The organism is Acinetobacter pragensis (assembly GCF_001605895.1).
Taxonomy (GTDB): domain Bacteria; phylum Pseudomonadota; class Gammaproteobacteria; order Pseudomonadales; family Moraxellaceae; genus Acinetobacter; species Acinetobacter pragensis.
Genome location: NZ_LUAW01000001.1, coordinates 36,440 through 51,207 on the forward strand (window position 1 = coordinate 36,440; position 14,768 = coordinate 51,207).

Consider the following 14,768-nt stretch of genomic DNA (forward strand, 5'->3'; position numbering starts at 1 on the left):
TTGATTAAATTAATCAAGCACTTGGAAAAATAAGAAAGTGTTTGTATGATTCAACGTGAATAGCTTAAAAATAAAACTGGGGTATTAGAAAGCCTATCTCAGGATAGCCAAATTTAGGCTTAAGCTTGAACAACAATTTTTATCTCTGGAGGATAAATCCATGAAAATGAGTCGTATTGCATTAGCAATGCTCGTAGCTGCTCCTTTAGCGGCTGCAAACGCAGGCGTAACTGTTACTCCATTAATGCTTGGTTACACTTTCCAAGATTCATCACACAATAACAGCAATGGTAACCTTACTCACGGTCCTGAGCTTCAAGACGATTTATTCGTTGGCGCTGCGCTTGGTGTTGAATTAACTCCGTGGTTAGGCTTCGAAGCTGAATACAATCAAGTGAAAGGTGATGTAGACGTTCAACAGGGCGAATACAAACAAACTCAAATCAATGGTAACTTCTATGCTACTTCTGATTTGATCACTAAAAACTACGACAGCAAAATCAAGCCATATGTATTGTTAGGTGCTGGTCACTACAAATATGAATTTGATACAGCTTCAGCTCGTGGTCTCAATGGTGCTTACCGCGGTACTGAAGAAGAAGGTACTTTGGGTAACGCTGGTCTAGGTGCTTTCTGGCGCTTAAACGATGCTCTATCTCTACGTACAGAAGCTCGTGCGACTTATAACATTGATGAAGATTTCTGGAACTACACAGCTTTGGCTGGCCTTAACGTAGTTCTTGGCGGTCACTTGAAACCAGCTGCGCCAGTTGTTGAAGTTGCTCCTGTAGCTCCAGCGCCTGTAGCTCCAGCTCCACAAGAGTTGACTGAAGATCTGAACATGGAACTTCGTGTGTTCTTTGATACAAACAAATCAAACATCAAAGATCAATACAAACCAGAAATCGCTAAAGTTGCTGAGAAGTTAGTTGAATATCCAAACGCTACTGCTCGCATCGAAGGTCACACAGATAACACTGGTCCACGTGCATTGAACGAACGTTTATCATTGGCTCGTGCTAACTCTGTTAAATCTTCACTTGTAAATGAATACAATGTAGATCCAGCTCGTTTGTCTACTCAAGGTTTCGCTTGGGATCAACCGATTGCTGACAACAACACTAAAGAAGGCCGTGCTATGAACCGTCGTGTATTCGCGACTATTTCTGGCAGCCGTACAGTTGTTGTAGAAGGTGAACAAGCTCAATAATTTATTATTGAACTGATCTGAAAAAGCAGCCGTCAGGCTGCTTTTTTTATTGCTGAGTTTTATCCGTTCGCGTTTTCCCGCAGTTCTAACTCAGATATCAGATTAAATATTTGAATAAGGCCTCTTATGGATTCTGATGTTCCTGAATAGGGGGATTTAGAGTTTAATGCTGATGGTGCGAAGTCTAGAGTATTTTTAGCCTGATAGCGTCAGCGGCCATACTGTGATGTGATCAGGCTGATTTGAGTAATGCACTAGTCTAGCGTGTGCGCAACATTAAGATAGTTTGAATTAATAGCCTCATAAAGAAGGAAAGGTGAGTGTGCGGAATGTTCCTATCCAGTCTGCTTTGGATAATGCCGCGTTAAGATGGAAATTTGATGCTGATAATTTTATTTTAATTTTCATAGCGCTTCGAAGGATATTGTAGTGAATCCGAGATACATCGCATAAATGCACAGGGCAGTGATTTCTTTGCTGGTTTTGTGATGTTGCGCCTGTAACACGTTTCTGAATGGCAGTGCGGAGCTGAATATCGTAGCAGATCGATCCAAACAGTCAGTGTTCAAAGCTTTCGCAATCATGGCAGTTCAACCATGTGCACATGAAGCACAGACAAATTTTTTCAGCCTGAAGATTGCACTCTTGCAAAAAAAACAGCCCGAAGGCTGTTTTAAAAATTGGCGTTATTCTCGATCAATGTTCATGGGACGAACATCCATTTCGCTGTAAGGCACCAGCTTGGTTTTAAACTTCCATTTATAGCCGAGCCATATGATTAAGAATAAGAAAATACCGATATAGGTTGAAATGACCGCCAGTATGTCGCCGTCAAGGACAGCCTGATAGTTTTGTCCTAAAACCACGATGGCGCATAAAATAAAGGCAAACCAAGGGGCAAAAGGGAAAAATTTTGCACGGTATGCAAGATCTTCGAGTTTATGCCCTTGCGCTATATAGCCCTTGCGGAAGCGGTAATGCGAAATCGCAATTCCCAGCCAAACAATAAAACCGCACATGCCGGACATGTTTAAAAGCCAGTTAAATACTTGTTCTTCGCCAATGAAAGTGGTTAAGAAGCACAGCGCAGCAATTGCAGTCGTTGCATACAGAGCATTCATCGGCACGCCGCGCGCATCGAGTTTACTGAAAAATTTAGGCGCGCTGCCATTTTTCGCCATATCAAACAGCATGCGGGTAGAAGAATACATGCCCGAGTTACCGGCTGAAAGAATCGCAGTTAAAATAACTGCATTCATCACACCGGCGGCAAAGGCAAAACCTGCTTTTTCATACAGCAGCGTAAACGGAGAAAGCGCAATATTTTCGCTTGATGCGGCTTGCAGCAGGCGCGGATCATCATATGAAATTAAGGTGCCGATAATGAAAATGCACACCACATAGAATAATAAAATCCGCCAGAAGATCTGTTTAATGGCAATCGGGATGGTCTTTTGAGGGTCTTTAGATTCACCGGCGGCGACACCGACCATCTCTGTGCCTTGAAAGGAGAATCCGGCGATCATGGCAACACCGATCAAAGCTGAAAGCCCGCCGACAAATGGCGCTTCACCTTTCGTCCAGTTGGAAAAAGCGGCGGCACCCGGCGTCATCATGATTTTAACAATCATGAACATACCAATGGCAATAAAGATGATGATGGCTAAAACTTTCACTAAAGAGAAGAGGAACTCACTCTCACCGAAGCCTCTGACAGATAAGGCATTGATGCCGAATACAACGGCAAGGAAGATTGCGCTCCAGTAAAAGCCGGGAATATCGGGAAACCAAAACTTCATGATGAACTGGACGGCAACCAATTCAAAGGCAACGGTAATGGCCCAGTTGTACCAGTAGTTCCAGCCCAGCGCAAAACCAAAGCCACCTTCGACGTATTTCGTGCCGTAGGTAAAGAAAGCGCCTGATGTCGGGTTGTGCGTTGCAAGTTCGCCCAGACTGGTCATGAGGAAGTAGATCATCACACCAATCAGGCAGTAAGCCAATAAAGCGCCGCCAGGGCCAGCATTTGCAATGGTTGCGCCTGAGGCCAGAAATAAACCTGTACCGATAGAACCGCCGATTGCGATCATATTCAGATGGCGGGCGCCAAGCCTACGCTTGAGTTGCGCCGGTTGAGTTGTTTCGCTCATCGTTGTTCCTTAAGATTTTTTTGAGTGCTGGCGAAGAGCACTTTGAAGCCTTGCTGATCAGCTTTTGTTGAGCACTGACCAAAACTTTGCTCAATTAAAATGGGGTAATTTAAAAAACGGTTCGCAACAATCCACAGTTCACCGCCCGATTTGAGATGGCGGCGAGAAGTTTTGCATAAATTTTCGCTGGCATTGTAATCGGTATGGATACCTTGATGGAATGGGGGATTGCTGACTATGGCATGCAAAAATAGCGGTGCATCTTCTATGCCGCTGACCGCTTTGATTTCAAGCTGTTCGGGCAGCAGGTTATTTTTCTCAAAAGTCAGCTGTGTTGATGCCAAAGCAAAGGCGTCGACATCTAATGAAAAGATGCGGTTTTTGGGATTCAGTTTGGCCAAATAAGCACTGATAACGCCTGCGCCGCAGCCAAAGTCTGCAATTTTTCCTGAAGTGACCTGAGATAGGTACGGCAATAAAACCGCAGTGCCCACATCTAATTTATTTTGGCTGAAGACACCCGGCAAAGCGCAAATGCTCAGGTCGCCTTTCGGCGTGCTGACACTGTATTCTTGAACCCAGCTTTCTAGAGGCTTAAGCTCAGGCTGGAGGATGCTGATGAGCTGCCACATTTGGCAGTGGCGTGCGCTATCCAGCTTGATTGTGCTGCCATATGGCTGCAATTGCTTGGCTGCGCGTTCTACGCCGCCTTTTTTCTCGCCAACCAAAAAGATTGAAGCACCGGGTTTTAACCGGCTGAGTACATTATGCAAAACATAATTCAGCAATTCTTTTGATTTCGGAACAAAAATAACGGCTTGTTCAAACTCACTTTCAGGCAGCTGCGTGCCGAAATGTATGTGCGTATTTTGATTTTGGAAATACAGAAATTCATTGTAATTCCACGTCCAAAATTGTGCATTGATTTGAGGCGGCAATTCTGTGTGCAGTTCATCGCAAGGCGCATTGACAAAAAGCACAGCGCCTGTCAGATAGTCCTGCTGCCGAAGAACAACTTCACTTCGTGGATCCATATTTGTTGCTCCTAAGTAAAAACGAAGCCCAGGCAATGCTGGGCAGCGTACATACTGAAATGAAATTATTTCTTCGTTTCAGGAAGAATAATGTTTAATAACAAGGCCGCAATACCGCCTGTAGCAACGCCAGAGCTGAAGATGTTGCGGAATAGTTCAGGCAAGTGTTCAAGGATTTGAGGCACTTGCGCAACGCCTAAGCCCAAAGCCAGTGAAATTGCAATGATCAGCAATGCGCGGCGGTCTAAGTGTACACCTGAAAGAATATTAATGCCTGAAGCAGCCACTGCGCCAAACATCACCATCACTGCACCGCCTAGAACCGCTTGCGGAACAGCTTGGATCACGCCTGCAACCGCAGGCACTAAACCTAAAATGACCAAAAGCGCAGCAATCCAAATGCCGACATAACGGCTGGCAACACCTGTCAGTTGAATCACGCCATTATTTTGCGCAAATACAGAACTTGGGAAGGTGTTGAACAAACCGGCCAATAATGAGTTTGCGCCGTTAACCAATACACCGCCTTTAATGCGCTGCATCCATTCAGGGCCATCGACAGGCTGGTTAGACAGCTTAGATGTCGCGGTAATATCACCGATGGCTTCCAATGAAGTGACTAAATAGATAAATGCCATTGGAATAAATAAGCTCCAAGAAAAGCTTAAACCAAAGTGCATAGGGGTAGGAACCTGTATCAACGGTGCATCTTTCAAGCCTGAAAAATCCAGATGCCCCATAAAGCCAGCCAAAACGTAGCCGCTCACCAATGCAATTAAAATGGCGGAACTTTTAATCCATGTTACGCGTACGCGGTTCAGGATGATGATTAAGGCTAAAACAGTACATGACATGATCAGGTTGTCTGCATTGGCAAAGGTTTTATCCCCCATGGCTTGATAGCCGCCGCCCATGCTGATCAGGCCTTCTTTAATTAAGGTTAAGCCAATAAGCAGTACCACGATGCCTGTAACTAAAGGGGTAATGAGTTTTTTGATCCAAGGCAGAATGCGTGAAACGCCCATTTCAATAAAAGAACCCGCAATTACGACACCAAAGATGGATGCCATAACGGCTTCTACAGGTGTGCCAGCAGCCACCATGGCAGAACCAATCCCAATGATGGGACCAATAAAGTTAAAGCTGGTGCCTTGAACAATCAGCAGCCCAGCGCCGAACGGCCCCACTTTTTTACATTGTAAAAAAGTGGCAATCCCCGAGATCACCAATGACATTGAAAGAATCATATTGGTGTCTTCTTTAGACACGCCTAACGCTAAGCAGATCAGCAGGCCGGGTGTAACAATAGGCACAATAATCGCTAATAAATGCTGAAATGCAGCAAGAAATGCAACAAGAGGTTTCGGGCGGTCATTCAGTCCATAGACTAAATCAAGTTGATCTTTGGGACTGGGAGATTGATTTAAATCAGACATGTTCAAGGCAAATAAAGGCTAGGTGGCGCTATTCTAATCTGATTACACGGCTTTACAAAACCAAAAAAACTGCTGTTGTTCAAAAAAATCGGTATTGTCAATAAACTGTCACTATAAAAACTTCGGATTTTTCTGTATAATTTGCCCTCAAATTATATACGTATCGAATTTTTACATGTCAGATATTAAAACTCTCCGTAACATTGCCATTATTGCGCACGTCGATCATGGTAAAACGACTCTAGTCGACAAACTTTTACAGCAATCTGGTGCTCTCGGTGATCGCGCGGGTGAGATCGAACGTGTGATGGATTCGGGCGCTATTGAAAGCGAACGCGGTATTACCATTCTTGCAAAAAACACTGCAATCAAATGGACTGATGCCCGCACGGATACAGAATACCGCATCAACATCGTGGACACCCCGGGACACGCCGACTTCGGTGGCGAAGTTGAACGTGTAATGTCGATGGTTGACTGCGTATTGCTTCTTGTCGATTCTCAAGAAGGCCCAATGCCGCAAACTCGTTTCGTAACGCAAAAAGCGTTCGCGCGCGGTTTGAAGCCAATCGTAATCATTAACAAAGTTGACAAGCCAAGCGCGCGTCCAGACTGGGTTATTGACCAAGTATTCGATTTGTTTGACAACCTTGGCGGTACTGACGAACAGTTGGACTTCCCAATCGTTTACGCTTCAGGCCTTCGCGGTGTTGCTGGTCCTTCTCCAGAAGAACTTGCTGACGATATGACACCATTGTTCCAAACAATCGTAGACATCGTTGAACCGCCAGCAGTTGATGTTGATGGTCCATTCCAAATGCAAGTGTCTTCACTTGACTATAACAGCTTCGTAGGTGTAATCGGTGTAGGCCGTATCCAGCGCGGTTCTGTTAAGTTGAACACACCTGTAACTGTGATCGACAAAGAAGGCAAAACACGTAACGGCCGTATCTTAAAAATCATGGGTTACCACGGTTTAGAGCGTATTGATGTTGAATCTGCTCAAGCAGGCGATATCGTTTGTGTAACGGGTATCGATGCATTGCATATTTCTGACACAATTTGTGATCCGAAAGCAGTTGAAGCGCTTCCTCCTCTTTCTGTAGACGAACCTACAGTAACCATGACTTTCCAAGTAAACAACTCACCGTTTGCTGGTAAAGAAGGTAAATTCGTAACTTCACGTAATATCCGTGAACGTCTAGACCGCGAATTGATCCACAACGTAGCATTGCGTGTTGAAGACACTGACAGTCCAGACCGTTTCAAAGTATCTGGCCGTGGTGAACTTCACCTTTCAGTTCTGATTGAAAACATGCGCCGCGAAGGCTTCGAAATGGGCGTATCTCGTCCGCAAGTAATCTTGAAAGAAGTTGACGGCGAAAAACAAGAACCGTACGAAAACGTGACTTTTGACGTTGAAGAACAGCACCAAGGCGCTGTTATGGAACAAATGGGTCACCGTAAAGGCGAAATGACCAATATGGAAGTTGACGGCAAAGGCCGTATCCGTATTGAAGCGACTGTTCCTTCACGCGGCTTGATCGGTTTCCGTTCTGAATTCCTGACCATGACTTCTGGTACAGGCATCATGACGTCAAGCTTCTCGCATTACGGTCCAATGAAACAAGGTACTGTTGCGAAACGTCAAAACGGTGTGTTGATTTCTATGGTTCAAGGCGTTTGCTTGGGCTATGCGCTGTTCACTCTTCAAGACCGCGGCCGTTTATTCGCTAAACCTCAGCTCGAAGTTTACGAAGGCATGATCATTGGTATTAACTCTCGTTCAGACGACATGACAGTTAACCCAACGAAAGCGAAACAGTTAACAAACGTACGTGCATCTGGTACTGATGAAGCGTTGACTCTGGTTCCAGCTGTTGAATACACACTTGAACAAGCACTTGAATTCATTGAAGATGATGAATTAGTTGAAGTAACACCGAAGTCAATCCGTATCCGTAAGCGTTACTTGACTGAAAACGAACGTAAACGTAACCGTTCTGGTAAATAAGATTTAGAAATGATGCTGTTCCTATGCGGGTAGCGTCATTGAAAATGCCATCAAGCTATTGGTGGCATTTTTTTTGTTTAAAATTAGCAAACTCGTGTATGAACACAGGTGTTTTCCGAGTAAATTACAAGGAATTCATCAGGCTTATACATTATAATTTGTGATGTAGGTCACTTAAAAAATTTAATAAAGAATAGTAGCGGACATTGGCTGGAGATAAAGATGAGTATTGTTCAAGAATTTAAAGAATTTGCTGTAAAAGGCAACGTGATGGATTTGGCTGTCGGTGTGATCATTGGCGGCGCGTTCGGTAAGATTATTGATTCAATGGTGAAAGACATCATCATGCCTGTGATCTCTTGGATCCTAGGCGGCGATGTTGATTATTCAAACTGGTTCTTGGTGTTGGGCGATAATCCCAACAACCTGAATACATTAAAAGCGGCGCAAGATGCTGGCTTGAATGTTTTAGCCTACGGTAATTTCTTGACCATCTTAATCAACTTCCTGCTTTTGGCTTGGGTCGTGTTCTTGCTGGTGAAAATCATGAACAAAATGCGTCGCAAGCAGGAAGAAGAAGCGCCGGCACCAGAACCTACACCGGAAGATATCGAATTGCTTCGAGAAATCCGTGATGAGCTGAAAAAACGCCCGCAAGCGTAATGCTGATTTAGACATAAAAAACGGCGCTCAATGCGCCGTTTTTTTTGGAAATTTTTTCCTCTTTTTTAGAAAGGGCAGGCAGGAAGCCGGCTCTGGCTGGGAGAGGACGTTAAAGGGTTTTCTTGGACAATATGATCAATCTTCAGCTCAGCTTTTCTTCTGGCAGCAGAAGGTCTGTTAATCCATCCGAAACTTAATTTCCAGTAAATGCCAGCCAAACTGGCTTTTGATTGGGCCATGCAGTTCGCGCTCAGGCAAAGTAAACACGGCTTTATCAATCGGGCCAACCAGCTGGCCTTTTTTAATGTCGCCGAGTTCACCGCCTTTTTTTCCTGAAGGGCACGTTGAATGCTGTTTGGCTATTTTGGCAAAATCAGCGCCAGCTTTAATTTTCTTCTTCAGCTGTTCAGCTGTTTCTTTGTCTTTGACTAAAATATGCCGAACGATAGCGGATTTCATGCTTTGTTTCCTTTCAGGGCTTTCTTACTGCTTATTTTAACCTTTTTGATAGGCTGGCATTCAGGGCAGAATACACTTGCGCGCTGACCCAGTTTCAAATTTTCTAAAGTCGTTTCACAGTTGACGCACATTTCACCGGCGCGGCCATAAGCCAGCAAAGTCTGCTGAAAATAACCGTTCTCACCCATAGCATTGCTGTAATCTCGCAAAGTAGAGCCGCCCAGATCAATGGCTTGCTTGAGAATGCGCTTGATTTCAGCCACCATCTTTTCAACTTGCGCAAAGCTGAGGGTCGATGCGGGCTGTGCCGGATGAATGCCTAAGTTGAACAGGCTTTCAGTGGCATAAATATTGCCGACCCCGACCACAATATGATTATCCATCATGGCCACTTTAATTGCGGTATTCTTGGTTTTGAATTTATTGAACAGATACTCTGCATTGAATGATTCACTCAGCGGCTCCGGCCCCAGCGTATCAATCAATTTAGCCTGAGAGCTTTCATCCAGCCAAAGAATACAGCCAAAACGGCGCGGGTCGTGGTAGCGCAGCTGTACATCATCAAATTGAATAATCAGATGGTCATGCTTGCGCAATTCTTCATGCCCATCGCAAATTCTGAAGCTGCCGGACATGCCTAAATGCCACAGCATAGTGTCATGTTCAAATTGCGCCAAAATATATTTAGAACGGCGCGTCAGCTGCAGCAGGCGCTGTCCAGCAAGCTTTTGCAAATCATGGGGAATAGGCCAGCGCAGGCTAGGCTGGCGCACCTCAACCCGCAATACATGCTGATCAATTAATGGCAACAGGCTGGTTTTGGTGGTTTCGACTTCTGGTAATTCAGGCATGCTGTATCTGGTTAAAACAGGATGCCGTTAATATTGGGTTAAATTGGCGGTATTGCAAGCGCAAATAAAAAAGCTGAAAGGCCAATAGCAGATTTTACGGTTAAAAATATTGTCAGGCTTCTACCTACGCGTCATTTATATTAAAAAATCAAAGCCTCAAATGCTTGAGCCTATTTGAGACATGGCTAACAGCTTATGCTTTTGATATTCATTGAAAATTTATTTTTCCGGCTAATGGTTATTTATTTAGTTGTTTATCATAAATAAAAGTTTAATAAATGATAAAAATTTTGCAGAGATAGATATTAATTAATTATGTAATTATTCACGCAAAAGTTTTCAATCAAATGCACTGAGAACTGCAACATTCTTAAATTCAGGTTTTTCCTATGAAAAAGTTCAGTCTAGCTTTTATGCCAGTTTGTCTGATGGCTGCCATGACATCTGTTCACGCCTCCGAACAGCCCTTTGATGTTCAAGGCCAGTATTTGCTGGGAGATTGGAACGGTCAGCGAACCGAATTGGCGCAGCAAGGCATAAAGTTTGATGCGACTGTTGCAACAGATGGCTCGTATCTGGCGCATGGCGGCTATGATGCGCATCAATCGCCGACGTTCGGCACGCAGTTTGGTGTAGGCACAACCTTGGATCTGGAGAAGCTGGCAGGCTGGGAAGGCGTAATTTTCCGCGCTTTGGTCACAGCGCGCCAAGGACAAAGCACTTCGCTGGAAGGCATTCAGGATCCATCAGCACCGCAATGGGCCAATTCACAGGCGAACTGGGGGCGCGGTAATTCGGGAAGCCGTTTAAGTGAATTTTATATTGATAAGGCCTTTAAAGACCAAGGCATCAGCGTTCGATTGGGCCGCATGGGCTTAGGTACTGAATTCAATACCATGGCCTGTGACTTTCAAGGCAATGCTTTTTGCGCTGCCCAAATGGGCAAGTGGCAGGGCAAGCTGTGGTACAACACGCCCGTTTCCCAGTGGGGCGGCCGGGTAAAATACCAAATTAATCCAGAGCTGTTTGCGCAAGTGGGGGTATTTGAATATAACCCTGAAAATGCATTGGAACGTCAAGGCTGGAATTTGGATACCAAGAATGCCGATGGCGTGAATATTTTAAGTGAAGCGGTTTGGTCTCCGAAAAAAGGGCTGAATGACCTGCCGGGCAGTTACCGTTTCGGTGTTCTGTACAACACGGCGGATGATGCCAAAAATCAGTATGATGTGGCCTATAAAGCCGGTACAGCTGGGGAAGACAGAAGCTACGGCGGCTGGATTTCCTTTGAGCAGCAATTAACGTCTGCAGGAGAAGGGCGCCGCGGATTGCACAGTTTCGGGAATTTCACTTTCCATGACCGCACCACGACTCAAGTGGACAATTCACAGCAAATTGGCTTGAAATACATTGGCGCTTTTGAAGGCCATCCGAATGATATTTTAGGCTTAGGGGTAAACCGCGTACATGTGAATGACCGCTTCAGAGCTACCAAAGAAATTTTGAATGAAGAAGCAGAATATAATATTGAATTAAATTATTCTTATTACCCATTGAAATCATTCATGTTGCGTCCGTTATTGCAATATGTGGTCAACCCAGGCGCGACAAACAAAGTTGATGATGCCTTTGTAATTGGTTTAAGCTCTAAAGTAATATTCTAATGAGCTGAAAACAGGTGTACTTGATGATAAGTAAAGCGTTGAATCTTCCTATACAAATGACTTTACTTGGACTGACGGCAAGCATCTGCCAAAGCCTATATGCAGAAACAGGTTCTTCGGAACCTGTTTTACTTCCGGTCATAAAAATAGAAGCAGCGCGTACCGATACGGCTTGGCTCAATACGCCAGCATCGGTATACCGTGTAGAGCAGGACTTAAATCGCAATGATTTGGGTGTGAATCTGACTGAAACCCTGAAAGGCGTTCCGGGACTGCAGCTCAATAACCGTGAAAATTATGCGCAGGATCTGCAGCTGTCTATGCGCGGTTTTGGCGCGCGTTCAACTTTTGGCGTGCGCGGCATCCGGCTGTATGTGGATGGCATTCCAGCGACCATGCCGGATGGGCAGGGGCAGACATCAAATATCGATTTAAGCAGTCTGGATCACATTGAAGTTCTGGGCGGGCCATTTTCATCGCTTTACGGCAACTCTTCCGGCGGCGCGATTTTAACCTCAACCAAAGAAGGTTCAGGCAAAGATTCGATTGAATTGGGCTATTCGGGCGGCAGCCACAATAAAAGCCGCGCTGATGTTGTGCTGCAGGGCGGAGCTGACAAAGCGGGTGAGCCAAGCTATGTGGTGAGCTCATCTTATTTTGATACGGACGGCTACCGAGAGCATAGCGCGGCTCAAAAAGTGCTGAGCAATGCCAAACTCACTTGGGATTTAGAAGACGGTTCCAAAGTGAACTGGATTGTCAATCATGTCGACATTAATGCCGATGATCCGCAAGGTTTGACCCGTGCGCAATGGAAGGCCGACCCGAAGCAGCAGGTACCTTTTTTAAAGCAGTTTGATGTCAGAAAAGACATTAATCAAACACAAACGGGGCTCACTTGGAGCAAGCCGCTGAATGATCAGCAAGAGCTGTATGCAATGGCCTATGCAGGACAGCGTGACGTGGTGCAGTATCAGTCTATTCCGAGCAGTACTCAGCTCAACCCGCGCCATGCAGGCGGCGTGATTGATTTTAGCCGGGACTATTATGGAACAGATATTCGCTGGATAGGCAAAGACCTTTTGCCGAATACCCGTTTTACTGCTGGTTTGGCATTTGACTATATGGATGAAGACCGTAAAGGCTATGAAAATTTTGATGCCAATGGCAATTATGGGGTAAAAGGCAATTTACGCCGCGATGAAAATAACACCTTATGGAATTTAGATCCCTATCTACAAGCCTCTTGGAACTTTCTGCCGGCGTGGACTTTAGATGCGGGCCTGCGCTACAGCAATGTGCATTATGAATCTCAAGATCACTATGTTACGGCAGGAAATGGAGATGACAGCGGTAAAACAGATTATGACAAAGTCTTGCCATCTGCAGCCTTAAGTTGGGCCATTACTCCAAATGTGAACACTTATGTCAGCTATGCCAAAGGCTTTGAAACGCCAACCTTTACAGAGATGGCGTATTCTGCGGATGACGGCATGAATTTCAATTTAAAGCCTGCCAGCAGCGACAATTATGAAGTCGGCATCAAAGCGCAAAATGCCTTGGGCAATTTCACTGCTGCAGTGTTCCAAAGCAAAACACAGGATGATATTGTTTCTGCAGGAACTGTGGATGGCCGTGCAACATATCGAAACGCTGACAAAACCTTGCGTGAGGGTGTGGAGCTGTCTTGGAATAAAGCGTTATGGCGTGATTTAACCGCACAGGCCAGCTACAGCTATATAGATGCCACTTTTGATGCTGCAATCCCGGACAGTGATGTTGTTAAAGGAATTTATATTCCCGGTATTGCCAAGAATCAAGCCTTTGCTGCTCTAGGTTGGCAGCCAGAAACTGGCTTTAATGCAGGTGTAGATGTCCGCTATATGGATAAAATCTATGTAGATGACGGCAACAGTGATGCCGCGCCAAGCTATACCGTAGTCTCTGCCAATGCGGGCTATGTCTGGAAGCAGGCAGACTGGAAAGTGCGGACCTATGTGCGTGCAGATAATTTATTTGATGAAAACTATATTGGCTCAGTCATTGTTAATGATGGCAATGGGCGTTTCTTTGAACCTGCGGATGGGGTGAATTGGAGCGCTGGCCTGAGTGTAACAAAGGCTTTTTAACAAGGAGAGTTCGGTGTCTTTATTATTTCAGCCCATTCATTTTGACCGGCTGCAGCTCAGCAATAAAATTGTCATTGCGCCGATGTGTCAATATTCTGCTAATGAACAGGGTGAATTGAGCTACTGGCATGAACAGCAATGGGCTGCTTATGCCTTATCGGGTGCAGGGCTGTGCATTGTTGAAGCAACAGCAGTACAGCCAGAAGGGCGCATCAGCTATGCAGATTTGGGGTTATGGAATGATCTGCAGCGCGCGCAAATCAAAGCGCTGCTGGCCAAACTGAAAACTATTTCACCTATGCCGTTCGGTATTCAGCTGGCGCATGCGGGACGTAAAGCCTCAACAGACAAGCCATGGGATGGGCGCGGACAATTGCCGCCTGAGCATGTGCAAGGCTGGCAGACTGTTTCTGCCAGCAATGTGCCATTTAATCCGGCCGATCATGCACCGCATGCATTGAATACAGCTGAAATTGAGCGGATCATTGCGGACTTTGCTGAGTCTGCAAAGCGTGCGGTGAATGCAGGTTTTGAACTGATTGAGCTGCATGCAGCGCATGGCTATTTACTGCATCAATTTATGTCACCCTTGTCAAATCTGCGTACAGATGAATATGGCGGCAGTTTTGAAAACCGCATCCGTTTGACGCTGGAAGTCTTTCAGGCCATGAAAAATGCGGTGTCAGCAGGCTATCCTATTGGGGTACGTCTTTCAGCAACGGACTGGATGGATGGCGCTGACAGCTGGAATGTTGAATCAGCTGCCGGTATTTCTAAAGCCTTAGAGCAGCTGGGGGCAGCGTATATTCATGTGTCCAGCGGAGGGCTGCATATTGAACAGAAAATTGATCTGCATGCAGGCTACCAAGTGCCGTTTGCGGCTGCGGTTAAAAAAGAGGTCAGTATTCCTGTAATTGCGGTCGGTTTAATTACCGAGGCCTTGCAGGCGGAAGGCATTTTGCAGAATGCGCAGGCCGATGCGATTGGGCTGGCCCGGGCAATGCTGTATGACCCGCGCTGGCCTTGGCATGCTGCCGCTGAATTGGGCGATACGGTTGCTATTGCGCCGCAGTATCTGCGCTGCCAGCCGCACGGATTGCGTGATCTGTTCAAGCGCTTCGAGATCTAGCTCAGTTTGATGAACTGAATAAATGCCGC

At 45.5% G+C, this 14,768-nt stretch carries 11 protein-coding genes; 6 read left to right on the forward strand and 5 right to left on the reverse strand.

The window, feature by feature from the left end; translation table 11 throughout:
* The first annotated feature begins 160 nt into the window (after positions 1-160).
* Positions 161-1,210 carry an outer membrane protein Omp38 gene (gene omp38 / locus AZH43_RS00190; RefSeq protein ID WP_067665044.1) on the forward strand — a complete coding sequence of 350 codons (1,050 nt, stop codon included), beginning with the start codon at positions 161-163 and terminating at the stop codon, positions 1,208-1,210.
* 686 nt (positions 1,211-1,896) lie between these two features.
* On the opposite strand, the gene AZH43_RS00195 is transcribed toward omp38, so the two are convergent.
* The 3 genes from AZH43_RS00195 to AZH43_RS00205 form a co-directional block, all read right to left on the reverse strand.
* On the reverse strand, positions 1,897-3,360 hold the full coding sequence (locus AZH43_RS00195) for an amino acid permease (RefSeq protein WP_067665047.1): 1,464 nt from the start codon (positions 3,358-3,360) through the stop codon (positions 1,897-1,899).
* Complete coding sequence (locus tag AZH43_RS00200) at positions 3,357-4,394, reverse strand: class I SAM-dependent methyltransferase (RefSeq protein WP_067665050.1); 1,038 nt, start codon at positions 4,392-4,394, stop codon at positions 3,357-3,359. The genes AZH43_RS00195 and AZH43_RS00200 overlap by 4 nt, the downstream gene beginning before the upstream one ends.
* Before the next feature lie 65 nt (positions 4,395-4,459).
* Complete coding sequence (locus AZH43_RS00205; RefSeq protein ID WP_067665053.1) at positions 4,460-5,830, reverse strand: uracil-xanthine permease family protein; 1,371 nt, start codon at positions 5,828-5,830, stop codon at positions 4,460-4,462.
* A 175-nt stretch (positions 5,831-6,005) separates the two neighbouring features.
* Between AZH43_RS00205 and typA the strand changes: the two genes are divergently transcribed.
* Together typA and mscL are read left to right on the forward strand one after the other, a co-directional pair.
* On the forward strand, positions 6,006-7,844 hold the full coding sequence (gene typA / locus AZH43_RS00210) for a translational GTPase TypA (protein WP_067665056.1): 1,839 nt from the start codon (positions 6,006-6,008) through the stop codon (positions 7,842-7,844).
* A 222-nt stretch (positions 7,845-8,066) separates the two neighbouring features.
* A complete protein-coding gene (gene mscL / locus AZH43_RS00215; protein WP_067665059.1) occupies positions 8,067-8,507 on the forward strand; it encodes a large conductance mechanosensitive channel protein MscL in 441 nt (146 codons plus the stop codon).
* A 177-nt stretch (positions 8,508-8,684) separates the two neighbouring features.
* Here the strand turns inward: mscL and AZH43_RS00220 are convergent, their stop codons facing one another.
* Positions 8,685-8,966, reverse strand: a complete 282-nt coding sequence (locus tag AZH43_RS00220) for a peptidylprolyl isomerase (RefSeq protein ID WP_067665062.1) — start codon at positions 8,964-8,966, stop codon at positions 8,685-8,687.
* Positions 8,963-9,817 carry a bifunctional DNA-formamidopyrimidine glycosylase/DNA-(apurinic or apyrimidinic site) lyase gene (gene mutM, locus AZH43_RS00225; RefSeq protein ID WP_067665065.1) on the reverse strand — a complete coding sequence of 285 codons (855 nt, stop codon included), beginning with the start codon at positions 9,815-9,817 and terminating at the stop codon, positions 8,963-8,965. The genes AZH43_RS00220 and mutM overlap by 4 nt, the downstream gene beginning before the upstream one ends.
* 389 nt (positions 9,818-10,206) lie before the next feature.
* On the opposite strand from mutM, the gene AZH43_RS00230 reads away from it, so the two are divergent.
* From AZH43_RS00230 to AZH43_RS00240, 3 genes are read left to right on the forward strand one after another with little or no spacing between them, the layout of a single operon-like run.
* Positions 10,207-11,481: a carbohydrate porin gene (locus AZH43_RS00230; protein ID WP_067665068.1), complete on the forward strand. Its 1,275-nt coding sequence runs from the start codon at positions 10,207-10,209 to the stop codon at positions 11,479-11,481.
* Between the two features lie 23 nt (positions 11,482-11,504).
* Positions 11,505-13,610, forward strand: a complete 2,106-nt coding sequence (locus AZH43_RS00235) for a TonB-dependent receptor (protein ID WP_067665071.1) — start codon at positions 11,505-11,507, stop codon at positions 13,608-13,610.
* A gap of 13 nt (positions 13,611-13,623) precedes the next feature.
* The gene (locus AZH43_RS00240) at positions 13,624-14,739 is read left to right on the forward strand and encodes an NADH:flavin oxidoreductase/NADH oxidase (RefSeq protein ID WP_067665074.1); all 1,116 of its coding nucleotides are present in this window, start codon (positions 13,624-13,626) and stop codon (positions 14,737-14,739) included.
* Positions 14,740-14,768: the final 29 nt, after the last annotated feature.